This is a genomic window from Rhizobium anhuiense (assembly GCF_003985145.1).
In the GTDB taxonomy this organism is placed as follows: Bacteria; Pseudomonadota; Alphaproteobacteria; order Rhizobiales; family Rhizobiaceae; genus Rhizobium; species Rhizobium anhuiense.
Window position 1 is genome coordinate 50,944 of sequence record NZ_ML133531.1, and the last position, 23,046, is coordinate 73,989.

The 23,046-nt window shown below is 61.9% G+C and carries 24 protein-coding genes; 9 read left to right on the forward strand and 15 right to left on the reverse strand.

The window, feature by feature from the left end:
• Positions 1 to 60: 60 nt before the first annotated feature.
• Together EEQ99_RS23515 and EEQ99_RS23520 are read left to right on the forward strand one after the other, a co-directional pair.
• Positions 61 to 609: a flavin reductase family protein gene (locus EEQ99_RS23515; RefSeq protein ID WP_029867985.1), complete on the forward strand. Its 549-nt coding sequence runs from the start codon at positions 61 to 63 to the stop codon at positions 607 to 609.
• A gap of 61 nt (positions 610 to 670) precedes the next feature.
• Complete coding sequence (locus EEQ99_RS23520; protein WP_028757378.1) at positions 671 to 955, forward strand: DUF1330 domain-containing protein; 285 nt, start codon at positions 671 to 673, stop codon at positions 953 to 955.
• Positions 956 to 1,077: 122 nt separating this feature from the next.
• On the opposite strand, the gene EEQ99_RS23525 is transcribed toward EEQ99_RS23520, so the two are convergent.
• Entirely contained in the window at positions 1,078 to 1,581 is a 504-nt protein-coding gene (locus EEQ99_RS23525) for a DUF1203 domain-containing protein (protein ID WP_029867986.1), read from the reverse strand.
• Between the two features lie 280 nt (positions 1,582 to 1,861).
• Here EEQ99_RS23525 and EEQ99_RS23530 point away from each other — a divergent pair, with 280 nt between their 5' ends.
• On the forward strand, positions 1,862 to 2,650 hold the full coding sequence (locus tag EEQ99_RS23530; protein WP_029867987.1) for a class I SAM-dependent methyltransferase: 789 nt from the start codon (positions 1,862 to 1,864) through the stop codon (positions 2,648 to 2,650).
• A gap of 48 nt (positions 2,651 to 2,698) precedes the next feature.
• A complete protein-coding gene (locus EEQ99_RS34700; protein ID WP_164735956.1) occupies positions 2,699 to 2,866 on the forward strand; it encodes a hypothetical protein in 168 nt (55 codons plus the stop codon).
• A gap of 30 nt (positions 2,867 to 2,896) precedes the next feature.
• Here the strand turns inward: EEQ99_RS34700 and EEQ99_RS23535 are convergent, their stop codons facing one another.
• The 4 genes from EEQ99_RS23535 to EEQ99_RS23550 are packed head-to-tail and all read right to left on the reverse strand — an operon-like array spanning position 2,897 to position 6,132.
• Positions 2,897 to 3,457 (reverse strand): GNAT family N-acetyltransferase, encoded by a 561-nt coding sequence (locus tag EEQ99_RS23535; RefSeq protein ID WP_029867988.1) that lies wholly within the window; start codon positions 3,455 to 3,457, stop codon positions 2,897 to 2,899.
• Between the two features lie 5 nt (positions 3,458 to 3,462).
• Positions 3,463 to 4,332, reverse strand: a complete 870-nt coding sequence (gene sseA / locus EEQ99_RS23540) for a 3-mercaptopyruvate sulfurtransferase (protein WP_029867989.1) — start codon at positions 4,330 to 4,332, stop codon at positions 3,463 to 3,465.
• 18 nt (positions 4,333 to 4,350) lie between these two features.
• Positions 4,351 to 5,088: an alanyl-tRNA editing protein gene (locus EEQ99_RS23545; RefSeq protein WP_029867990.1), complete on the reverse strand. Its 738-nt coding sequence runs from the start codon at positions 5,086 to 5,088 to the stop codon at positions 4,351 to 4,353.
• Positions 5,089 to 5,094: 6 nt separating this feature from the next.
• A complete protein-coding gene (locus EEQ99_RS23550; RefSeq protein ID WP_029867991.1) occupies positions 5,095 to 6,132 on the reverse strand; it encodes a cysteine synthase A in 1,038 nt (345 codons plus the stop codon).
• 223 nt (positions 6,133 to 6,355) lie between these two features.
• Between EEQ99_RS23550 and EEQ99_RS23555 the strand changes: the two genes are divergently transcribed.
• The gene (locus EEQ99_RS23555; RefSeq protein ID WP_029867992.1) at positions 6,356 to 7,015 is read left to right on the forward strand and encodes a ChrR family anti-sigma-E factor; all 660 of its coding nucleotides are present in this window, start codon (positions 6,356 to 6,358) and stop codon (positions 7,013 to 7,015) included.
• Positions 7,016 to 7,113: 98 nt separating this feature from the next.
• Positions 7,114 to 7,947 (forward strand): SDR family NAD(P)-dependent oxidoreductase, encoded by an 834-nt coding sequence (locus tag EEQ99_RS23560; RefSeq protein WP_029867993.1) that lies wholly within the window; start codon positions 7,114 to 7,116, stop codon positions 7,945 to 7,947.
• Here the strand turns inward: EEQ99_RS23560 and EEQ99_RS23565 are convergent, their stop codons facing one another.
• From EEQ99_RS23565 to EEQ99_RS23585, 5 genes are all read right to left on the reverse strand, one after another.
• Positions 7,948 to 9,207, reverse strand: a complete 1,260-nt coding sequence (locus EEQ99_RS23565) for an SAM-dependent methyltransferase (protein WP_047614699.1) — start codon at positions 9,205 to 9,207, stop codon at positions 7,948 to 7,950. It abuts the gene before it with no gap.
• Positions 9,208 to 9,382: 175 nt separating this feature from the next.
• Entirely contained in the window at positions 9,383 to 10,234 is an 852-nt protein-coding gene (locus tag EEQ99_RS23570) for a DUF1365 domain-containing protein (protein WP_047614700.1), read from the reverse strand.
• Positions 10,231 to 11,568: an NAD(P)/FAD-dependent oxidoreductase gene (locus EEQ99_RS23575; protein WP_097543822.1), complete on the reverse strand. Its 1,338-nt coding sequence runs from the start codon at positions 11,566 to 11,568 to the stop codon at positions 10,231 to 10,233. The genes EEQ99_RS23570 and EEQ99_RS23575 overlap by 4 nt, the downstream gene beginning before the upstream one ends.
• Positions 11,565 to 13,016, reverse strand: coding sequence for a cryptochrome/photolyase family protein (locus tag EEQ99_RS23580; RefSeq protein WP_097543917.1), 1,452 nt, complete (start codon positions 13,014 to 13,016; stop codon positions 11,565 to 11,567). Before EEQ99_RS23580 ends, EEQ99_RS23575 begins: the two co-directional genes overlap by 4 nt.
• A 177-nt stretch (positions 13,017 to 13,193) precedes the next feature.
• A complete protein-coding gene (locus tag EEQ99_RS23585) occupies positions 13,194 to 13,520 on the reverse strand; it encodes a hypothetical protein (protein WP_028757671.1) in 327 nt (108 codons plus the stop codon).
• Positions 13,521 to 13,735: 215 nt separating this feature from the next.
• On the opposite strand from EEQ99_RS23585, the gene EEQ99_RS23590 reads away from it, so the two are divergent.
• Positions 13,736 to 14,053, forward strand: coding sequence for a hypothetical protein (locus tag EEQ99_RS23590; RefSeq protein WP_028757670.1), 318 nt, complete (start codon positions 13,736 to 13,738; stop codon positions 14,051 to 14,053).
• Between the two features lie 58 nt (positions 14,054 to 14,111).
• Here the strand turns inward: EEQ99_RS23590 and EEQ99_RS23595 are convergent, their stop codons facing one another.
• Complete coding sequence (locus EEQ99_RS23595) at positions 14,112 to 14,597, reverse strand: Lrp/AsnC family transcriptional regulator (RefSeq protein WP_028757669.1); 486 nt, start codon at positions 14,595 to 14,597, stop codon at positions 14,112 to 14,114.
• A 136-nt stretch (positions 14,598 to 14,733) separates the two neighbouring features.
• On the opposite strand from EEQ99_RS23595, the gene EEQ99_RS23600 reads away from it, so the two are divergent.
• The gene (locus EEQ99_RS23600) at positions 14,734 to 15,153 is read left to right on the forward strand and encodes a DUF2000 domain-containing protein (RefSeq protein ID WP_028757668.1); all 420 of its coding nucleotides are present in this window, start codon (positions 14,734 to 14,736) and stop codon (positions 15,151 to 15,153) included.
• Between the two features lie 119 nt (positions 15,154 to 15,272).
• Entirely contained in the window at positions 15,273 to 15,950 is a 678-nt protein-coding gene (locus EEQ99_RS23605; RefSeq protein WP_047614706.1) for an HAD family hydrolase, read from the forward strand.
• A gap of 36 nt (positions 15,951 to 15,986) precedes the next feature.
• Here EEQ99_RS23605 and EEQ99_RS23610 read toward each other — a convergent pair whose 3' ends face one another.
• The 4 genes from EEQ99_RS23610 to EEQ99_RS23625 are packed head-to-tail and all read right to left on the reverse strand — an operon-like array spanning position 15,987 to position 22,709.
• Positions 15,987 to 18,644, reverse strand: coding sequence for a nitrate reductase (locus EEQ99_RS23610; protein ID WP_097543824.1), 2,658 nt, complete (start codon positions 18,642 to 18,644; stop codon positions 15,987 to 15,989).
• Positions 18,645 to 18,995 carry a nitrite reductase small subunit NirD gene (gene nirD, locus EEQ99_RS23615; protein WP_047614709.1) on the reverse strand — a complete coding sequence of 117 codons (351 nt, stop codon included), beginning with the start codon at positions 18,993 to 18,995 and terminating at the stop codon, positions 18,645 to 18,647.
• A 4-nt stretch (positions 18,996 to 18,999) separates the two neighbouring features.
• On the reverse strand, positions 19,000 to 21,450 hold the full coding sequence (gene nirB, locus EEQ99_RS23620) for a nitrite reductase large subunit NirB (RefSeq protein ID WP_047614711.1): 2,451 nt from the start codon (positions 21,448 to 21,450) through the stop codon (positions 19,000 to 19,002).
• 17 nt (positions 21,451 to 21,467) lie between these two features.
• Entirely contained in the window at positions 21,468 to 22,709 is a 1,242-nt protein-coding gene (locus EEQ99_RS23625; RefSeq protein ID WP_047614713.1) for an MFS transporter, read from the reverse strand.
• Positions 22,710 to 23,046 lie beyond the last annotated feature (337 nt).

Here is a 23,046-nt window from a genome sequence, read left to right on the forward strand (position 1 = left end):
AGAAGGTCTTTCAGCTTCCCTGCATACGTGCGGGGAAGAAACTCGCGAAGGAACCGCACGATGAAAGAGATTTCCGCTTCCCAGGCCTATCGCCTGCTCGAACCGGGCCCGATCGTTCTTGTGACGACGAGCCTTGAGGGAACGCCCAATGTGATGACAATGGGTTTTCACATGATGGTCCAGCACGCACCGCCGCTGATCGGTTGCGTCATCGGCCCCTGGGACTTCAGCCACCAGACTTTGAAAAAGACCGGCGAATGCGTGATTGCGATTCCAGCCACCGATCTTGCCGAAACCGTGGTGGACATCGGCAATTGCTCCGGTGACACGGTGGACAAGTTCGAGCGGTTCGGCTTGGGGACTCGTCCAGCAAAGGATGTCGCGGCGCCGTTGCTGGTGGACTGCCTTGCCAATATCGAATGCCGTCTTGCCGATCCGAGCCTCGTCGATCGATACAATCTCTTCATCCTCGAAGCGAAGAGGATCTGGATCGACGAGGCCCGCAAGGAACGGCGGACCATGCATCATCGTGGCGACGGCAGCTTCACCGTGGATGGCGGCACACTCGATCTCCGGAAGCGCATGGTTAAGTGGCGGCACTTGCCATAAGGCGCGCCGCCGCACGCAAAACACACATCCCAAACTTCACATTGATTGAAAGGATATAATCATGTCCGCCTACCTCGTTGTCGATCTTGATATCCACGACCCCGAAGCCATTGCCGATTACCGTTCGAAGGCCCTGCCTCTGGTGGCAAAGGCCGGCGGCCGTCTCATCGCTCTCGATGACGCCCCCCTCGAACTCGAAGGCTGGCAGGCGACGAATATGCTGATCATCGAGTTTCTCGATATGGATGCCATCCGTGGTCTCTTTGCATCGCCCGAATATGCGCCGCTCGCACACCAACGGCAGGCTGCCGCAGGTTCGCGGATCATTGCTTTACGCGGCGTTTGATAACATTCGAGGGCGCGATCCTGGCAGCATTCGTCCGGGGAAACCGAAACGGCCCGCCGATTACAGCAGAAGGAGCGTGCCGGCGAATTCACGACTTCTTGTTGCGCCTCGACGGCCGCCGATCAGGCGCCAGCCTCCGCCAGGGCCGGCGCCTTTAGCTTGTCGATCCGGCACTGGAAGCAGTTGTTGCGCGCGGAGCGCACATGCACATAGGCGATATCAGATCGTCCCAGCAGCTCTTCGCCATAGGCCGGAATATCGCCGATCTCAGTCACCGCGCCGGTACCGTAGACGATGCGGTCGTTCTCGCTATAGCCGCGGACGATGAAGTCGCGACTCGTCGTCAGCACCGGCGGCATGATCTCTTCGGCGGCATAACGTGCACAAGGTTGCTTGTGCAGGAAGACCGGGCCGGTTTCGGCATAGGGCTGCAGCTTCGGGAAGGGCCGGTAGGCGAAGACCAGCAACGCCTTGCCGGCATCGATATTCTGAAGGCAGTGGCGGCAGGGATGGCCGGGACCATCGGAAACGATCGTCTCGGGCAGCCTGTCATAGGCGTCGCGCCCGCCGTTCCAGAGGTGTTCGGCGTCGGTCGTCGGCATGGCGACAAAACGAATGGCGGTCATGGCAGATCTCCTTTGTGATTGCCATGAAATGCACCCGGACGAGCGTGCAAGCCACCCGTTTCTTGCGCGCCGCAGGCATTGGGCGATCGTGGGCCAGCTTGCCTCTGCGGTATAATGCTATCGTCGCGTCAATCGTGTCTCTCGTCGCCGCGGCGGGTATGTCTGGCGTCTTCATCCCGTGATACACGATCGGGACGGTACATGTACGGCCCATGCTGGGTCTGAGAGGCTGCGCGGGCCGGGCGGCTAACTCCTCACGAATTTCGGTTTCTAGGGATAGATCATGGCTGACGAAACGGCATTGAATTTCGCGGACTTCTATGATGCCGAGCTTGCTCTTCATAACGCGCATTTTCGGGTCGCCGCCGCGGTTGGGCAGTCTGATTGTGTGCTCGATATCGGTTGCGGCGCCGGACAAACCACTCGTGATGCCGCTCGTGTTACAGAAACAGGACGAGCGCATGGAATCGACCTGTCCGTGACGATGCTGGATATCGCCCGTCGCCGCAGCGCCGAGGAGGGGTTGTCCAATGTTACGTTCGAAGTGGCGGATGCACAGAACCATTTCTTCGCACAAGGGGGGTTCGACCTTTGCATCAGCCGATTTGGCGTCATGTTCTTTGCCGATCCGGCGGCCGCCTTCGCCAATATCGCCAACGCCGTACGGCCGGGCGGGCGTTTCGTTTTCATGGTCTGGCAGGGCAGAGATCGCAATGAGTGGGCGACCGCTATACATGAGGCGCTCAACCCGGATTCAACCGGTCCGGTTGCGGCCGGCAAAGCCTTTTCACTGAGCGAACCCTCGGTGACGTCTCGATTGCTCGAGACGGCCGGGTTCACTGCCGTCGAGTTTCGTGAAATCAGCGAGCCTGTGTTCTACGGTCCGGATCCTGAGACTGCATTGGCGACTATTCAGACATTTGAAAATGTCGAGACGGCTCTCAATCATCCCACTGCTGCGTCCGAAATACGGGCGCGTCTACTCGACATGCTGCGAGCGCACCAGACATCCCATGGAATTCAGTTCGATTCGCGCGCATGGCTGATCACCGGCCACCGGCACGGCTAGAGCCTTTCCGGGTCCGCCGCAACACTGCATGACGAAAAGGAGAAACCCTTGGCCGACGTCGATCTCGCGCTGCTGGCGCAACAGAATGCCGAAATACTGGAAGAGCTGAGGGCTCTGCGCCGGGAGGTGGCGGAGCTCAAGGAACAGTCGGGCCGCACGCTCGATTTCGAGCGCCGCAACGATCCGCGCCGCCCGAACAGCCTTACACAGCGTTAGTCATCTCCACCTATGTCGGGGAGGAGGCCGTCAACTTTTCCGCGCGAGCTCCAGAAGCTCCTTGTCGCTCAGCGGCCGGACGATTCCGGTGCCGGTGGAGACGGGGGAGAAGCCGTACATCTGATAGAGCTGCAGCGCGCGCGGGTGGTCGAGATTGTTGGTGGTGGTGGTGACCCGCTTCGGATTGAGCGACCAGATGGCATAGAGCGCCTGCAGCAGGAACCATTTGCCGATGCCGAGACCGAGCGCATGTTCGATCAGGCCGAAATGGCTGAGCTCGATCACATCCTCGTCTTCGCAGAAATATTCGTAGAATCCGGCGGGTGCGCCGTTCACATAGAGAACGCTGATATTGTTGCGCTTGTCGTTCAATGTCTCGGCAAGCTGCTCGTCGCTCATGCGCAACCGGTCCACCCATTGCCAGCGCGCGCCCACCTGCCGGTAGAGATAACGATAGAAGGGTAGCGGAATCTGGGGAGCGCGCATGATCGCCGTCTGGATATTGACGGGCACCGGCATGCTTGCCTTCGGCGGCGACGTCATTTCGAGCCGGGTGATGTGAGCTTTCAGCGAAGCAGGTGTCTTCCCCATGGCGATCAGGCTTTGACCGGTGTCGGCGGACCGGTAACGATGGGCGTATCGTCACGGCTGCCCCATTCGCTCCACGAGCCGTCATAAAGCTTGTTGTCGTTATGGCCGAGCGATTCCAGCGCCAGCGTGATGATCGCTGCGGTGATCCCCGAGCCGCAAGAGGTGACGACGGGCTTCGAAAGATCGATGCCGGCATCCTCGATCGTCTGCCTGAGTTCGGGCAGCGATTTGAACCGGCCCTGGTTGGCAAATACGCCGGAAGGCAGGCTGCGGGCGCCCGGCATATGGCCGGAGCGCATGCCGGCACGCGGTTCGGGCTCGGCGGCGGCGAAGCGGCCGGCGCTGCGGGCATCGGCGATTTGCATGGCACCGCTGGAGACGATGTCGCGCATTCTATCGAGCGTCACCACGCGGCTTTCGTCGAAGTCAGGCGTGAAACTCGCCGGCGCAAGGTTGGGTGCTGCGGTTTCCAGCGGACGGCCTTCTGCCTTCCAGCCATCGAGGCCGCCGTCGAGCACGAAGACATTCTTTGCCCCCATCACCCGGAACAGCCACCAGACGCGTGGCGAGGCGAACAGGCCGATGCCGTCATAGACGACGATCCGATCCTTCTCGCTGATGCCGAGCCGCCCGACTTCGGTGGCGAAATAGTCGGGCGAGGGGATCGTGTGCGGCAGTGATGTCGAGTGGTCGGCGATCTTGTCCTGGTCAAAGCGGATGGCGCCGGGAATATGGCCGGCCGCATATTCGGCATCGGCATCGCGTTTTTGCGCCGGTAGATAGAAGGAGGCGTCCAGCACGCGCAGATCGGCTTTCCCGAGTTCGGACTGCAGCCAATCGGCCGAAACGACGAAACGGCTCTTGGTCTCACTCATGATGGTCTCCCTTGATGGTCAGGCTTCGTCGCCGGGCGTGCCGAAGCGGATGCGGAAGCGCCGGTTCTCTTTGCCCTTTTTTTCGATCTTGGCGATATGGATCCGGCCGACTTCCTGGGTCTCGGAGACATGTGTGCCGCCGCAGGGTTGGCTGTCAATCGAGGAGTTCTCGCCGATGCAGACGAGGCTGACGCGCCCGAGCCCGATCGGCGGGCGTACATTCTTCGATTTGACGATGTCAGGATTGGCGACAAGCTCCTCGTCGGTGATCCACTGCAGATAGACCGGATGGTTGTCACCGACCAGTTCCATCAGCTTGGCCGTCACCTCATCCTTGTCGATCGTCTCGGCCATGTCGAAATCGACGCGGCTCTCCTCCTCGCCGACGGCAGCCCCGGTTATCGGATAGGAGCAGACAACGGAAAGCAGGTGGCAGGCCGTGTGCATGCGCATCAGCCTGTAGCGGCGCGGCCAGTCGACATGCAGCACCAGCGTTTCGCCGATCACAGGCCTCGGCTCGTTTTCGAGCGGCACATGGATGATGATATCCTTGCTCGGACCATGCTTCGTCTGGCCGAGCGCGATCTTGCTGCCGTCGGCGCGTTCGAACTCACCGGTATCACCAGGCTGGCCACCTGATGTCGCATAGAAACAGGTCTGATCCAGTTCGATGCCCCCGTCTTCGTGAACGGCCGTGACGACCGCTTCGCACGTCGAGAGATAGAAGTCGTCACGATAGAGGGCATTAACGGGCATGGGGTCTCACGCGGGCTCGTAGGGAACGTGGATATCAGGCGACTTGGCCATCCAGCCCGGAACGGGTAGTCCCTTCGACGTCAGGAAATCCGGGTTGAAGAGCTTCGACTGATAGCGGTTGCCGTAGTCGCAGAGGATTGTCACCACCGTGTGACCGGGGCCGAGATCCCGGGCGAGATTGACCGCGCCGGCAATGTTGATGGCTGTCGAGCCGCCGAGGCACAGGCCCTCGTTCTCGACGAGATCGAAAAGATAGGGAAGCGCTTCGGCATCGGAGACCCGATAGGAGAAATCGGGCGTGAAGCCTTCGAGATTGGCGGTGATACGGCCCTGGCCGATGCCCTCGGTGATCGAGGATCCTTCGGATTTCAGCGTGCCGTTCTGGTAGAATTCATAGAGTGCAGCGCCGTCGGGGTCGGCGATGCCGATCTTGACGTCTGATTTGAAAGCCTTGAGGCCGGCCGCCACGCCGGCCAGCGTGCCGCCGGAGCCGACGGAGCAGATGAAGCCGTCGACCTTGCCGTCGGTGTCTTTCCAGATTTCCTTGGCGGTCGTTTCGACATGCGCCTGACGGTTGGCTACGTTGTCGAACTGGTTTGCCCAGATTGCGCCGTTCGGCTCGGTCTTCGCCAGCTGTTCTGCCAGCCGCCCGGATACCTTCACATAGTTGTTCGGGTTTTTGTAGGGAACGGCGGGCACTTCGACCAGTTCGGCGCCGAGCAGCTTCAGCGCATCTTTCTTTTCCTGGCTCTGCGTTTCCGGGATGACGATGACGGTGCGGTAACCGAGCGCCTTGGCGACCAGCGTCAGGCCGATACCGGTATTGCCGGCCGTGCCTTCGACGATGACGCCGCCCGGGCGAAGCAGTCCCTTCCGCTCTGCGTCGCGGATGATGTAGAGCGCGGCGCGATCCTTCACCGACTGGCCGGGGTTCAGGAACTCCGCCTTGCCGAGAATGGTGCAGCCGGTCACCTCTGAGGCGCCCTTGAGTTTGATCAGGGGCGTGTTGCCGATGGCTTCGAGGACGGAGGGGTGGAAGGTCATGGAATCTGCCTCTATTCGAACTCTTACTTTAGGAACGGTCTTTTCCCTTCACAAGGCTGGGTTGGCAAGAAAAGCTATTCCACGCCTCTGTTGGACACGATAAAATTTCGCTTTCCTCCCCGAAATTGTGTACGGCCCGCAATCCCGCCCTGTGAGGGTGATCCGAAGATTGACTTTCCCCGTACGGATGACGACAAAGCGAAACGGAGCGCGGCAACAGGGCGTGACCGAAACAGACATGGTTCACGAGCAGATCGACACGATCGATGCATTGATGGCGCATTATGTTGCCGGCTCCTTGCCCGAGCCGGCGCGCGTGCTGGTACAGTCTCATCTCGAAATGAAACCGGACAATCGCAGCCTGGTGAACAGCCTCGAGCTGCTGGCCGGCGAAGCGTTGGAAAACGTGCCTGAAGCGGCTATTGCCGATCGCGACGGGCGGCTTGCGACGATCTTTTCCTCTGCATCTCCCGGAACGCCGCCGCCGGCGGCGGCGCGGCCGGAAAACGCGCTGTTTCCCCAAGCCTTGCGCGATCTCGTCGGCTTCGAGGCCGAGGATGTGCCCTGGCGCACGCGGCTGCCGGGCTTCAGGGAATATCCGCTCGACATGGACGGCTGCGAGGTCAACCTGATGTGGATCCGTCCGGGCCGCGCCTTGCCGGCGCACACCCACAAGGGCATGGAACTGATCCTCATTCTCGACGGCGCCTTCAACGATGAACGCGGCCGCTTCGGCCCCGGCGACATCTCTATTGCCGACGAGACGGTCGACCATCGGCCGGTCGCCGAAAAGGACAGGCCTTGCATCGCCTTTGCCGTTTCCGACGGGCCGGTCAGACTCACGGGATCCTTTCGTCAGCTGATCGGCGACCTGATCGGCTGAAAGCAGCCACAATGGTGTGATAGAGCCATAAATCCGGGAGAGGTGAGGAACTTCCGGACCTGTTTTCACATTGATCAGGCAGCCCGGAGGAACATGTCATGCGTGATTTCATCGCCCGTCCCGAACATGGAATCGTCTGGATCTCGGGCGCGAGTTCCGGCATCGGCCGGGCGCTGGCGCTGAAGCTGGCCGGCGAAGGATACAAGGTCGCCGTCACTGCCAGAAGCCATGAAAAGCTGGTCGAGCTGCAGACCGAGGCCAGCGGCCTTTCCGGCAGTATTGTCGTTCTCGACGGCGACGTCACCGATGCCGAGGACATGGAACATATCATGGCTTCCATCGAATATGAGCACGGCACGCTCGCCATGGCGATCCTCAATGCCGGCGTCTACCTGCCTGTTCATGCCGAGGATCTGAACCGCGCCGATTTCGAGAAGAGCTTCGCCGTCAATCTTTCCGGCGTCGTCAACTGCCTGTTGCCGGCAATCCGCCATATGAAGGAAAAGGAGCAGGGGCAGATCGCCATCGTCTCCTCCGTCACCGGCTATGGCGGCCTGCCGACAGGCGCTGCCTACGGCGCCACCAAGGCGGCGTTGATCAATATGACCGAGAGCCTGAAATTCGATCTCGATAAGATGGGCATCCGCATCCAGCTCGTCAGCCCGGGCTTCGTCGATACGCCGGCGACGCGGAAGAACGCCTTTCCGATGCCGGCCCTGGTATCGGTCGAGGAGGCCGCCCGGCAGATTGCTGCCGGGTTGAAATCGCAGGTCTTCGAGATCACCTTCCCGAAGCGCTTCACCACCATGCTGAAGCTCGGACGCCTGTTGCCTTACAGCGCCTATTTCGCGCTGGTGAACCGCGCGACCGGCTGGCGGGAGCGGCCGCCCTTGGCTGGTCACCATCCGGCGACGCCGCATCCGGCGGAATGATCAACGGCGCGAGAACACGACCTGGCGCACATCGATGTTGCGGGCGCGGAAGCCGGCTTCGCAATAGAACAGGTAGAATTCCCAGAGCCGCTTGAAACGCTCGTCGAAGCCCATCGGGCGGATGCGCTCCCAGACCGACCAGAAGCGTTCGCGCCATTCGGCCAGCGTGCGGGCATAGTCGAGCCCGAAGCCGAAATCCTTGACCAGCGACAGATCGACCTTGCCGGCAAGCTCGGCCAGATGATTGCGCGTCGGCAGCATGCCGCCGGGAAAGACGTATTTCTGGATGAAGTCGGGGTTGCTGCGATACTGGTCGAAGGATTCCGGCCGGATGGTGATGATCTGCAGGCCGGCCTTGCCGCCCGGCTTCAGACATTGCCTGAGCTTTGAAAAATAGGATGGCCAGTACCTCTCGCCGACCGCTTCGAACATCTCGATCGAGACGATCCGGTCGTAGAGGCCTGTTTCATCGCGGTAATCCTGGAAGCGGAATTTCACGCGGTCGTCGAGGCCGGCCTTTTGGATGCGCTCCTCGGCAAAGGCGAGTTGCTCGCGGCTGATCGTCAGGCCTGTTACCTTGCAGTTCAGCTCGCTTGCGGCAAACTCCGCAAAACCGCCCCAACCGCAGCCGATCTCAAGCACGTGGTCGCCGGGGCCGATGCCGGTCGCTTCGGCAAGCGCCCGGTATTTGGCATTCTGGGCCGATTGCAGGTCGTTGGCGCCCGTGGAATAGAGCGCTGAGGAATAGGTCATGCTCGGATCGAGCCATTGCCTGTAGAAATCGTTGCCGAGATCGTAATGGGCGGAGATGTTGCGTTTCGAGCCCGTCTTGGTATTGGCGTTCATCCAATGGCGGACGCGCTCGAAAAGGCGGCCGAGGCCGCCCTTGCCATGCGCATAGCTGTGCGCGGCCTCGCCGTTGACGAGGAAGAGCTCGAGGAAGGCGGCGATGTCGGGGCTGTCCCAGTCGCCATCCATATAGGTTTCGGCGACGCCGATCGTGCCGCTCGTCAGCGCCCTATAGGCAAGGTTCCAGTTGCGGAGGTGGAGTGCCGCCTTCGGTCCCGCCTTTTTGCCCTCGACCAGCAGCCTGCGGCCGTCGGGGAGTGTGACGGCAAGCGAACCGTGCTGCATGTGCAGAAGTCCGCGCAGGGCTAGCCTTGCCTTGAAGGGCAGACCCTTCACTATGCGGGACATATTTTCGGCCGTCAGCGTCACCGCATCACGAGCCAGCAGGTTCCAATCCTGCGCCTTGCTCATCTTTTCTCCTCCAGCATTTTCGTGCCGGTTAGGGACGACGATACACCCATTATGATATGCACGGCCGCCCCCTCGGCCATTGCATCGAACGCTACCGCATAATTCCCGAAATCGGAATAGATTTAGCAGTTCAAAAAGTTACGGCTCCTTTGCGCGGGGCAACGAGGCTGTCATGTCATTCCGCGGCTTCCGCAAGCGGGCGGGGCTGTCGGACGCTTACTTCAGGCGGCGGTGCCGGACGCCTGATGTAGCGAGCGCCCTTCAGCCACAATTTCAGCGCCTCCCAATGGATCCCGGCAATGATCTTGAAGGTGAGGAAGGGGATGCGCGCCGTCAGCCCCAGCAGCGAGGCGCTGGTCAATTGCATGTGCCTTCCGGAAAATGTCGCCGAGAGAAGCGGGCCTTCATGATCGTTTTCCAGGATGCGCCAGCGGATTTCGGCACCGGGCGGCAGCATGCGGAAATGATAACGCGCCGCCATGCCGATGAAGGGCGAAACGTGGAAGCGCTTGTCGCAGCTCTGGCGAAGCCCGCTTTCCGACATCTCACCGGGGCCGACGGGACAGACATAGCTGTGCCGCTCGCCAAACGTATTGCGCACCTCATAGATCATCGCGACGAGTGCGCCGCCGCCATCATAGGCGTGATAGACAGAGAGCGGGTTGAAGACATAGCCGAGAATTCGGGGGTAACAGACGAGCAGGATCCTGTCCGCGCGGTCGAGCCCCGTCTCGGCGAACAGCCTGTCGACATAGGCGCGCAGCGTCGCGCTCCCGGCACTGGCATGGTCCTTCTCGTGGAACGAGACAAGATTGCGCCGATTGACGGAAAACAGCGACGATAGCCTGCCAGCCTCATCCAGCCTGTCGAGGTCTACGAGCAGCGAGAAGACGCGGTAGCGGAAGCGATGACCGAACGGTTTCATCCGTTGATGCATGATGTCGCCGACATAGAGCGTTGCCGCGGCATCTGGTGGAGGGCCGTTGGTCATCGTATTCATGCCGTGTTTTTCGCCGCGCCCTGTCATGCCGCTACGTCCGGTTGAGGCTTGAGGATGGCGGTTCGGGTAGTTCGCCAGGGGATGATCCCGCCCAAGGCTTCCGCCGCCGCCAGACCGGAAACGAGGCCATCCTCGTGGAATCCGTAGCCCGTCCAGGCGCCGGCGAAATAGCAATGGCTTTGTCCCTGAATGGTGACAAGCGCCTGTTGTGCAGCCATGGCGTCCGCCGAGAATTGCGGATGGTCGTAGGTGAATTCGGCAAACACCTTGTCACGTTCCGGCTCCCGGTCGGGATTGAGAGTGACGAACAACGGAAAATTGTCGTCGATGCCTTGCAGCCGGTTCATCCAGTAGGTGACGGCAACGCCGGCATTTCCCTCTTCACGGCTGGAGCGCAAATAGTTCCACGAGGCCCAAAGCTTGCGCCGCTGCGGCATCAACGATTGGTCGCGGTGCAGGACGACGCGGTTCGGCTGGTAGGGAATGGCGGCAAAGAGCCTGCTTTCCCTATCGCTGGCATCGGCGAGCAGGCGTGCCGTCTGATCGCTATGGCAGGCGAAGATCACCTTGTCGAACAGGTGTTCGCCGCCCGTTTCGTCGATGAGCGTCACGCCGTGCTCGGAGCGGATGACGGCGCGCACGCCGCAGGAAAGTTTCACCCGTTCGCCGAGGGGTCGAAGCAGCCGGTCGAGATAGGTGCGGCTGCCGCCGGTGACCGTCCGCCACTGGTGCTGCCGGCGGTAGATCAGCCGGTGATTGTCGAAGAAATTGACGAAGTGCTCGGCCGGAAACTGCAGCATGCGGGCGGACGGCGTCGACCAGATTGCCGCCGCCATCGGCATCAGATAATTGTTGGTGAAACCGGGCGAGAAGCCGCGCCAGTCGAGATAATCGCCGATCGAGCGTGAGGCGAGATGGCCGGCGGCCCGATCTTCGAGGCAGCTGCGGTTGAAGCGCAGGATCTCGCGGATCATCCACAGAAATGACGGCCGCAGCAGGTTGCGCTTCTGCGCGAAGACCGAGGACAGTCCGCCGCCGCTCCATTCCAGCCTGCCGTGGTCGAGCGAGAGCGAAAAGCTCATGTCGCTGGCATGCGTCGCAATGCCGAGCTCGGCAAACAGCGCCGTCAGATTGGGGTAATTCTGTTCATTATAGACGATGAAGCCGGTGTCGACCGCAATCCGAAAGCCGTTGTAATCGACGTCGACGGTCGCCGTATGGCCACCGGCCCGCGCCTGGTTCTCGTAGAGCGTGACGTCGTGCACGGTGTTCAGCGCCCAGGCAGCGGAGGCGCCCGATATGCCGGAGCCGATGACGGCGATCTTCAGCCGGCGCGATGCGGGACGGACATGCGCGTTCATGCGGCATCCCTCGTGGCGTTGTAGGCGGCGAGCGCTCGGTTGCGTGCGTTCGCATGATCGACGATCGGTTTCGGATAGGTTTGGCCCAGCGTGATGCCGGCCTCGTCGAGCACGCCTTGCGGCGCCTCGAATGGCCGGTGGATGTATTTTGCCCCGAGCCCTCGAAGCTCCGGCACATGAGCTCTGACATAGTCGCCGCCGGGATCGAAGGTTTCGCCCTGCAGCACCGGATTGAAGATGCGGAAGAACGGCGAGGCGTCGGCTCCCGAGCCTGCCACCCACTGCCAGCTTGCCGCATTGTTGGCGGGATCGGCATCAACAAGCGTGTCACGGAACCAGGCCTCGCCGCGTCGCCAATCGATCATCAGATCCTTGATAAGGAAGGAGGCGACGATCATGCGCACGCGATTGTGCATCCAGCCGTGGCGCCAGAGTTGGCGCATGCCGGCATCGACGATCGGATAACCGGTCAGCCCTCTGCACCACGCCTTGAAATCCTCGCCGTCGTTGCGCCATTCGAAGCCGTCGAAACGATCGTTCCAGTTGGCCGAGGCAAGACGCGGGAAATGGAAGAGCAGGTGATAGGAAAATTCGCGCCAGGCGATCTCCTTGCGGAAATGCACGATATCGGTTGCCGGCACCCGTTTCGACAGGCCGCGTGTCGCGTGCCAGATGCGGGCAGGGGATATCTCGCCGAGAGCCAGATGCGGCGACAGCATCGATGTTGCCGGTCTTGCCGGATAATCGCGGTTTTGCTTGTAGCCGTCGAGTGCGTCCTCGGCGAAAGCATGGAGCTTCTTCCGGGCGCCTTCTTCGCCAGGTGTCCAGAGATCGGCGAAATCGCCTGCCCAATCCGGTTTCACCGGCAGCAGCTTCCAGCTCTCCAGCCTTTCCGAGTTCGGAAGTTGCGATGCGAGAAGCAGTTTCGCCGGCGCATCCAGCGGCGGCTCCGGTTCGCAGCCACCCTCCAGCGCGCGCCAGAATGGCGTATAGACGCGATAGGGCGTGCCATTGCCGGTCATTAGCCGGGAAGGTTCGTGCAGCAACTGACCGCCGAAGCTTCTCGCTTCGACCGCCTGCTTCTCCAGTTCGTGCTTGATCCGGATGTCGATCGACATTCCGGATGGATCGTAGCGCCGGTTCCAGAAGACGGCTTCCGCGCCGCTTTCCCTGATCAGGGCGCAGAGCACCGCAAGCGCATCGCCGCTGGCCAGCACCAGCCGCCCCTGCCGCTTGCCCAGCGAGCCGTCCAGCGCCGCCAGCGAATGGTGCAGCCACCAGGCCTGCGCGGCACCCAGTGGACCGGTGCCTGCCGCCTGCGGCTCTCTGATATAGAGAGGGATGACCGGCCGTCCGGAGTGATGGGCGGCGTTGAGAGCCTGGTTGTCGTCAAGGCGCAAGTCCTTGCGAAACCAGAGGATAACAGGTGTTGCCGTGTCCTTTGCCAATGAAGCCATTCCCGTTCGTGTTCTTTCAAGCTGTTACGGCGGTACGGAACACGCGGATCAAAAGTTTCATCCGAAAGAAAAGCTTTCATGGCTGTCATGAAAAAGGCCGGTGTGAACCGGCCTTTTTCAAGCATGGCGCACGTTTGTGCGACATGCTCAGAGCGGGGGACTGTCCGCTCAGTTGTCGTATTCGCGGCAGGCTTCGCTGATCGATGCACCGCTCTGGCCGCCGCGCGTGTCGACGCCGGACATCTGTTGCGGCATTCCGGGGCATTCCATCGTCTGCGGCCGCCCGATGCTCTGGGTCGTCATCGGATCGACCGGCGAGACGGGGACCGGGCGTATGCCATTGTCATCGTTGGTGTAATCGGACGAATAGGTACCCGAGCTCGGATCGGTCGAGCCGCCATTCGTCGGCCCGATCGGATCCGGGTTCGACTGGGCAAAGGCCGACGATGCCATGCCGATCGCGAGTAACGAAGCGGCGATAAGGGATCTAGACATGGGATATATCCTCCTTGGATTTTCATCTTGGATGACCCTGATGTAACTGCCAGGCTGAATCATTGTTCCGAAATTTGCCGAAAACCTGCATTCAAGCCGCACGGCGTGGCCGACATGGTTATGCGTAAACCTTAACGGGCGATGTCGCTGGATCGGTGCCAGCGCATGCCCTACTTGCATGCGGAGATACTAAAAAACCGTGGCATGAGGCCGCAATGTTCATCTCCTTTCGCGAAGCCGCAGATCTCGGTCTCCAGATCGCACTTGCACTCACCTTGACGGTGAGCGGCATGGCGGTCGCCTCTTACGCCGTCAGGAATGACAAGACTAAAATTTCCGCGATCAACGTCAGCCGTCCCTCGCTCTGGACCGCCGTTCCGGTGCGCGTCGACTTGACCACACAGACCTACCTGCGTGCCGACGCTCCAGCCGGACTGGAACTCGCCGGCGCCGCGGATGATTTTTGCCACGATCCGATCGGCCTCCGGCTCTCCTGCGACCTGATCACCACGACCGCCAGCACAGCCTTTTAGGCGAAGCCTCTCCGCAGCCTCCAGCCCGCAGGCATAGGCAGCGAGGCAGGCGATGACTTCAGCGCGAACGGCTGGCGGCCGCCGTCTGAACGGGCAGGATCGTCGATGCCTTGATGTCCTTCAGCACAAACATCGTATGCATCTCCTTGATGCCGGGCAGGCGGCGGATCACCGTCATGGCGAATTCGGCATAGCTGTCGAGATCGGCCGCGACCACCTGCAAAAGGAAATCGGCCTCGCCGGCGACGGAATAACAGGCGACCACCGCTTCCAGTGCGCCGACCTCGCGTTCGAACCGTTCGGCCTCGTCATGGGAATGCGTGTCGATCTGGACGCGGACGAAAGCGAGGACGCCGAGGCCAACGGCGCGGCGATCGACAACAGCCTGATAGCCGCGGATGACGCCGGCCTCTTCAAGCCTTTTCACCCTGCGCCAACAAGGCGAGGTCGACATCCCCACGCGTTCGGCAAGCTCCTGGTTCGTCAGCCGCCCCTCGCTTTGCAGCGCCTTCAATATGCGGATATCTCCCGGCTCGAATTCCATGATCGGTATGTCCTTTCGAATTTTTTCGGTCGCCGGGAAAATCCTACCTGATTTGGATGTGAGACGTCAGGAATAGGCAGGATATTTCTCTGCCTTTCGATAGGGTGAGGACGTCGAACCGAGAAGGAGCGGACGAATGATGGTTGAGGACTGGCGTGTCGCCGTGATCGTCGAGCCGGGGCTGCCGGCCGGCGAACTCGCCAATACGGTTGCGGTGCTGTCGATCGGCCTCGGTGCCGCGGCACCCGCACTTGCCGGGGCACGGCTGAGCGATCATGCCGGTCGGGCATTTCATGTCAGTGCCAATAAGCCGGTTCCGGTGCTGCAGGCGGCAGCGGCCGATCTGAGATCGCTCTTGCTGAAGGCACTGCCGGCGCCCGAAGGGGCGCTGGTGGTGCCGTTCCCGCGTTTTGCTCGAGCGCTGCACGTCTATGCCGATTATGAGGCTTCGATGCCCGAACGCGACCTCTCGTCGGAGGTCATCGACGGCGTCGGGCTCGCCGGCCCGACGAAATGGATCCGCTCGCTGACGGGCTCGCTAAAGCTGCTTCGTTGATCCGAGTGGCCGGGCGTGTGGATAGGCTCGTCTCGCGAAAGCTTGCAAAAGGCCATGATTTGCCGTTTGATCGAGCGATACGACGACCATCCGACACTCTTCCTTAAAAGGATCCGCCTTTGTCCCTGCCGATGCCCCGCGGCTTCGAGAAGCCTTATGCCGCCTTCCTGTTCGATATGGACGGCACCATCCTCAATTCGATCCGTGCGGCCGAGCGTGCATGGAGTGACTGGGCAAGGCGCCACGGGCTCGATGTCGCAACCTTTTTGCCGAAGATGCACGGATCGCGCGGCATCGACACGATCACCCGGCTGAACCTGCCCGGCGTCGATCCCGAACATGAATCCAGGCTGGTGACCGAGGCCGAGATCGCCGATGTCAGCGATGTCGTTGCCATCCCGGGTGCTGCGGCATTTTTGAGTTCACTGCCGCCGGATCGCTGGGCGATCGTCACCTCCTCGCCTCTGCGCCTTGCCCACAGGCGGCTGGAGGCGGCGGGGCTGCCGCTGCCGAAATTCATGGTGACGGCGGAGGACGTGAAGGTCGGAAAACCCGATCCGCAATGTTACATTCTCGGCGCCGAACGCCTCGGCGTCGGCACGCGGGACTGCCTGGTATTCGAGGATGTCGCAGCCGGCATCACCGCCGGCGAAGCGGCGGGCGCCGATGTCATGGTCGTCACCGCAACCCATCACGACAAGATGGAAACGCCCCATCCGACGCTCTCATCCTATGACGAGATCGCGGTTCGCATCTCTGCCGAGCGTAAGATGCTGATCGTCCCCGCCACGGCCTGACATCAGTCCCGCCGCGTTACAGCATCCTTTGCGCTTTCACTCCGCGGCTGCGGCAAGACATCGATCGATGATCCTGCCGATTTCGCTGCGGCAGGAGCCGCAATTGGTTCCGGCGCTCGTTTCCTTGCCGACCGCCTCGACGCTGTGGCATCCGCCGCGCACGGCGGCAGCGATCTGATTGACTCCGACGCTGAAGCAGGAGCAGACGGTGGCGCCCGGATCCGGCCTGCCGGCTCCGGGACGGCCAGCGACCAGCGCAAAGCGCTTCCTGAGGTCGCCATGCGAGGCAGTAAGCTGCGAGATCGCCCAATTGCGCGCGACGGCGACCGGCTCGCGGGCGAGAAACAGCGCGGCAAGCAGGACCTCGCCATCGAAAAAGGCTAGCCTGAGGTCGCCGGATTGCCGGTCGGCATAACCCAGTGGTTCGACCTCGGCCGGAATGGCGAACACCGCCCGGCACCAGGCTGTCCAGTCTTCGACAGCTTCACCGAAGGCAAGCTCCAGCCGCCAGCCGCCGGAGGCTTTCGCCAGCGCCCAATAGGCCGCGTTGGGCGTGGCCGGTTTTGTAGCAGAGACGGCGAAGCCATAATGGGTGGCGCGGAAGGGCCGGATGGCGACAGCAACATTCTTCGACGCCGGCTGACCGGAAACGGGATCGGTGATCGGCGCGACCACGGCATCGATCCGCGCTTTCGCGGCGAACTGATCGTTCCAGTGCATCGGCGCAAAGACGCCGCTGCGAGCCTGACGATCGGTCACCAGCGCCCGGACGATCGCCTTGCCATGGGGGCTTTCGATCTCGACCAGACCGGCGCTTGATATACCGGTCTCGATCGCGTCACGCGGATGGATCTCGGCAAAGGGTTCGGCGATGTGGGCGGAAAGGCGTGCGCTCTTTCCGGTTCGCGTCATCGTGTGCCACTGGTCGCGGATGCGCCCGGTATTCAGCGTGAAGGGGAAATCGGCACTGGTGCGATCCGTGGCCGGCGGTTTGACCGCGACAAAACGTGCCTTGCCATCCGGATGGAAGAATCCACCCTCGGCGAAGAAGCGGGTGACGCCGGGTGCGGTCCCTGCCGGCTGCGGCCACTGGAAGGGCGAAAGCTCGTCATAGGCGTCGCCGCTGATATCGGCGCGCGCGCCGATGTCGAAATCGCGGCTGCCGTTATTTTCGAAGGTGGAAAGCGCGGCGTGCTCCGCAAAGATTGCGTCTGGCGCATCAAAATCGAAGGCGGCGGCAAATCCCATGCGGCGCCCGACCTCGGCAAGCTGCCACCAGTCGGCTCTTGCATCGCCGGGGAGCCCTAGAAACGGCCGCTGCCGGGAAATGCGCCGTTCGGAATTGGTGACGGTCCCGTCCTTCTCGCCCCAGCCGAGCGAGGGCAAAAGCACGTCTGCGTGCCGGGTCGTATCCGTCTCTTTGAGGATGTCCGACACGACGACGAAGGGACAGGCGGCGATCGCGCTTTCGACGCTATCGGCATCCGGCATCGAGACGACGGGATTGGTGGCCATGATCCAGAGCGCCTTGATGCGTCCGTCGGCCACGGCGCGGAACATGTCGACCGCCTTCAGGCCGGGTTTTGCGGCGATGACGGGCGAATTCCAGAAGCGCTGCACGCGGTCCCGGTCATCGGTATTCTCGATCGCCATATGGGCGGCAAGCATATTGGCAAGGCCGCCGACCTCGCGCCCGCCCATGGCGTTCGGCTGGCCGGTCAGCGAGAACGGTCCCATGCCGGGACGGCCGATGCGGCCGGTCGCCAGGTGGCAGTTGAGGATGGCATTGACCTTGTCGGTGCCGGAGGCGGATTGATTGACGCCCTGGCTGTAGCAGGTGACGACTTTCGGCGTCGTCTCGAACAGGCGGAAGAACTCCCTGATCTGCATGGCCGGCAGGCCGGTGCGTTCCAGGAGTTCGTTGATATCAAGTGCTGCGGCCGCCGCAAAAGCCTCGCCGAAACCTTCCGTATGGGCGCCGATATAGTTCTGATCGATGGCCGGGCTTGTCGCGAGATGGGCAAGCAGTCCCATGAACAGCGCGACGTCGCCGTCGGGGCGGATCGCCAGGTGCAGGTCGGCGATATCGCATGTCATCGTCCGGCGCGGATCGATGACGACGATCCGCATGTTGGGCCGCGCCGTCTTGGCGGCGGCAAGCCGCTGGTAGATGACGGGATGACACCAGGCAAGGTTGGAGCCGGTCAGGATCACCAGATCGGCGAGTTCGATATCCTCATAGGTTCCGGGCACCGTGTCGGCGCCGAAGGCGCGGCGATGCCCCGCCACGGAGGAGGACATGCAGAGCCTTGAATTGGTATCGATATTGGCCGAGCCGATGAAGCCCTTCATCAGCTTGTTGGCGACGTAGTAATCCTCGGTCAGCAACTGGCCCGAGACGTAGAAGGCGACAGCGTCAGGCCCGTGTTCGGCGATCGTTTCAGAAAAACGCCGGGCGACCAGGTCAAGTGCTTCGTCCCAACCGCTCCGTTCGCCTGCGATTTCGGGATAGAGAATCCGGCCGTCGAGATCGATGGTTTCGGCAAGGGCCGACCCCTTCGAGCAGAGCCGGCCGAAATTCGACGGATGCTCGGGATCTCCCTTGACGCTGACGGTTCCGGCCTCATCGACCGTGGCGAGGACGCCGCAGCCGACGCCGCAATAGGGACAGGTGGTCTTGACCTCAGCCGCCATCTATTCCGCCGCCATCATCAGGCTTTCGAGCGCGATGAAGAGGGCGCCGTCCTCATTGCGGACCGGGATGGTCCGCACCTGGCCCTCGTCGGCGCCGAGCGCCTTGCCGGTTTCGAGGGAGATCACCCAGTTGTGCAACGGGCAGGTGACCGCCTTGGCATGCACGATGCCCTGGGAGAGCGGGCCGCCCTTGTGCGGGCAATGGTCTTCGATGGCGAAGACCTCGTTTTCAGCCGTGCGGAAGACGGCGATCTTGCCCTGCGGTGTTTTCACGCAGCGCGCGCCGCGTAAGGGGATGTCGGAGATGTCACCGATTGGATGCCAGTTTTCATTGGGCCAGTTCATGTCCATCTCCTTACTCGGCTGCCTGCGGATAGCCGATCGTCGCCATCGGCTTGAACTCGTGCTTGTCCTTGCCGGAAACACGCTCCGACCAGGGATCGACCTGGGCAAATTTCTGGCTGAAGACGAAGCGGTCGTAATAGGCCTGGCGCTTTTCGGCATCGCCCATGATCTGGCGGCGGATTTCCTCCAGGCCGATGCGCTTGGCCCACTTGTAGATGCGCTCGAGATAGCGGGCCTGCTCGCGGTACATCTGCGTCAGCGCCACGATATGCTCCAGCGCCTCGTCCTCGGTCCGGACAAGCCCAAGAACCTCCGTGCCCTTGATGTCGAGACCGGCCGCACCGGCAAAATGGATCTCGAAACCGGAATCGACGCAGATCACGCCGATGTCCTTGCAGGTCGCTTCCGCGCAGTTGCGCGGGCAGCCGGAGACGGCCATCTTCAGCTTGGCCGGCGTCCAGGAGCCCCACATGAATTTCTCGATGCGAATGCCGAGACCGGTGGAGTCCTGCGTACCGAAGCGGCACCAGTCCGAGCCGACGCAGGTCTTCACGGTACGCAGACCCTTGGCATAGGCCTGGCCGGAGACGAAGCCGGCCTTGCCGAGATCGGCCCAGACGGCGGGCAGGTCTTCCTTCTCGATGCCGAGCAGGTCGATGCGCTGGCCGCCGGTCACCTTGACCATCGGGATCTCGAATTTGTCGACGACATCGGCGATGGCGCGCAGCTCGTTCGAATTGGTGACGCCGCCCCACATGCGCGGAACGACGGAGTAGGTGCCGTCCTTCTGGATATTGGCATGCACGCGCTCATTGATGAAACGCGACTGGTAGTCGTCGGCATATTCGTCCGGCCAGTCGCAGACGAGGTAATAGTTGAGCGCCGGCCGACATTTGGCGCAGCCGCAGGAAGTCTTCCATTCCAGCTCCTGCATGACGGCAGGTATGCTCTTCAGGCCCTTGGCCTTGATCAGACGGCGGACATCGTCATGGCCGAGTTCGGTACAGGTGCACATCGGCTGGACGGCGGCCGGATTGTAGCTGTCGCCGAGCGTCAGTGCCATGAGTTGCTCGACGAGGCCGGTACAGGAGCCGCACGAGGCGGATGCCTTCGTGTGGGCACGGACGTCGTCGAGCGACGTCAGCCCCTTGCCTGAAATCGTCGAAGTGATTTTGCCCTTGCATACGCCGTTGCAGCCACAGATCTCCGCGTCATCCGGCAAGGCTGCAACGGCCGCCATAGGGTCCAGCGGCGACCCTCCCTGATAGGCCTGTCCGAAGATCAGCGTCTCGCGCATCTCCGAAATATCGGTGGCCTTCTTCTTCAGATCGTTGAACCATGCCCCGTCGGCGGTCTCGCCGTAAAGCACAGTGCCGATGATCTTGTTGTCCTTCAGCACCAGGCGCTTATAGACGCCGGCGCTGGCATCGCGCAGCACGATCTCCTCGCGGTCGTCGCCGTCGGCGAAGTCACCGAGTGAATAAAGCTCGATGCCGGTGACCTTGAGCTTGGTCGGCGTATCGGCGTGAACGAAGGCGGGCGAGCGATCGCCAGAGAGATGCGCGGCAGCGATTCGGGCCATTTCATAGAGCGGCGCAACGAGGCCATAGACCATGCCGCCCACTTCGGCGCATTCGCCGAGCGCGAGAATATCGCCATCCGAGGTCTGCATGCCGGAATCGACGACGATGCCGCGATTGACCGCAATGCCGGCGTCCTTCGCAAGGCCGACACTGGGACGAATGCCGACGGCCATCACAACAAGCGTTGCCGGGATGATGCGGCCGTCGTCAAGCTCGATGCCTTCGACCTTGCCGTTGCCGATGATCGCCTTGGTATTGGCCTTGCAGATGACCTTGATGCCGCGCTCCTCCACCGCCTTCTGCAATAGATAGCCGGCGGCGGGATCGAGCTGGCGCTCCATCAGCGTCGGCATGACGTGCAGCACGGTGACGTCCATGCCGCGCTGGGCAAGACCGGCGGCTGCTTCCAGGCCAAGCAGGCCGCCGCCGATCACGACAGCCTTTTCGCGCGACTGGGCGGCAAGCAGCATGGCCTGCACGTCGTCGAGATCGCGATAGGTGATGACGCCGGGCAGATCCTTGCCGGGAACGGGGATGATGAAGGGCACCGAACCGGTTGCGATCACCAGCTTGTCGTAGCTTTCGGTGACGCCGTGGTCGGAGGTGACGGTCTTGGCGACGCGATCGATATTGACGATCTTGTGGCCCTTGTAGAGCATGATGCCGTGCTTGATATACCAGCCGTCACCGTGAATGATGATCTGCTCGTAATCCTTCTCGCCGGAGAGAACCGGCGACAGCATGATGCGGTCGTAGTTGACGCGCGGCTCGGCATTGAAGATCGTAACTTCATAGCGTCCGGGCGCCTGTTCGAAGAGGTGCTCCAGCATGCGCCCGGGCGCCATGCCATTGCCGATGATGACGAGTTTTTCGGTCATATTTCCAAGTCCTTAGATCAGGTTGCAGCCACGGGCGCCGAGTGCCCTTGGCGCGACAGTTGCTTGACGGACAGGTGCATCCAGATGAGTGAGGTGACGACGATCGCAAACAGCAGCAGGAAACAGCTGGACCAGAGGCCGGTCATGTCCTTGAGGAGGCCGAAGGCGATCGGAAGGATGAAGCCGCCAAGGCCGCCCATCATCCCGACGACGCCGCCGACTGCGCCGACGTTTTCCGGATAGTAGGCCGGAATGTGCTTGTAGACGGCGGCCTTGCCGAGGCTCATGAAGAAGCCGAGCACGAAGATCACCACGATGAAGATGACCGGCGTGATGGTCGCAGCCGGTAGCGACAGGATGAGGGTGGCGACGGCCGACACGGCAAACATCGTATACATGACGCTGCGCGCGCCCTTCTTGTCCGACAGCACGCCGCCGAAGGCGCGGAAGATGCTGCCGGGAATGGAATAGGCGGCCGCGATCATGCCGGCAGTTTCGAGGTTGAAGCCGTAGACGCCGACGAGGTAGCGCGGCAGCCACAGCGACAGGGCGACGAAGCCGCCGAAAGCGAAGAAATAGTAGAGCGAGAAGCGCCAGACCTGAACGTTCTGCAGCGGCGCGAATTCCTGGGCAAAACTCTTGGACGCGACGTTGCGCTCGCGGCGGAGACGGTAGGCCGGATCATCGGTCGTGGTGAACCAGAAGACGATTGCCATCAGCGCCAGACAGACGGCCCAGATCTCGGCAACCGCCTGCCAGCCCCAGGCGAGCAGCACGAAAGGAGCGGCGAATTTGGTCACGGCTGCGCCGACATTGCCGGCGCCGAAGATGCCGAGCGCGGTTCCCTGCTTCTCCGCCGGAAAGAAAGGCGAGACATAGGCGACACCGACCGCAAACGAGCCGCCGGCAAGGCCGACACCGAGGCCGGCGATCAGCATTTGCGTATAAGTCTGGGCATAGGAGAGCAGGAAGGTCGCCAATGCGGCGGCCAGCATGGTGAGCGTGTAAACGAGACGGCCGCCGTAACGCCCCGTCCAGATGCCGAGGACGATGCGCACGAGCGAACCGGTCAGCACCGGAGTGCCGACCAGCAGGCCGAACTCGGCCTCGTTCAGCCCGAGATCCTGCTTGATGCGAATGCCGATGATCGCGAAGATCGTCCAGACGGCAAAACAGAGGGTGAAGGCGACCGTGGAAATCCACAATGCTTTGGCTGGTTCGCCGGCGGACATGGGTGGCACTTTCTCGATGACAGACATAACTTCTCCGGGGCCCGACAAGGTCGTGCCGATCCATCGCTGAGGGTTAAAACAAAAAGCCGCTGGTCAGGACGCGCATACACGAGGTGCGCGAAATATCCTGATCAGCGGCTTTGCTGGTGGCGCCCGCCGTTGGACGCCGAATTCTTGGGCCTTCCGGCCGGTTACCCGGAGACAATCGACATGATCGCCCAGGTATTTGATTTCAAATCACCGAGATCTGCTTCTTCCATTTGAAGAGGATCTCCGTGTCTTCCGTGAACGCCTGCTGGCGCTCTTTCTGCGCAGATCGCCTTTGACCGGTGCGGTAATATCCTTGCAAGCTGCGTGCCAGTTT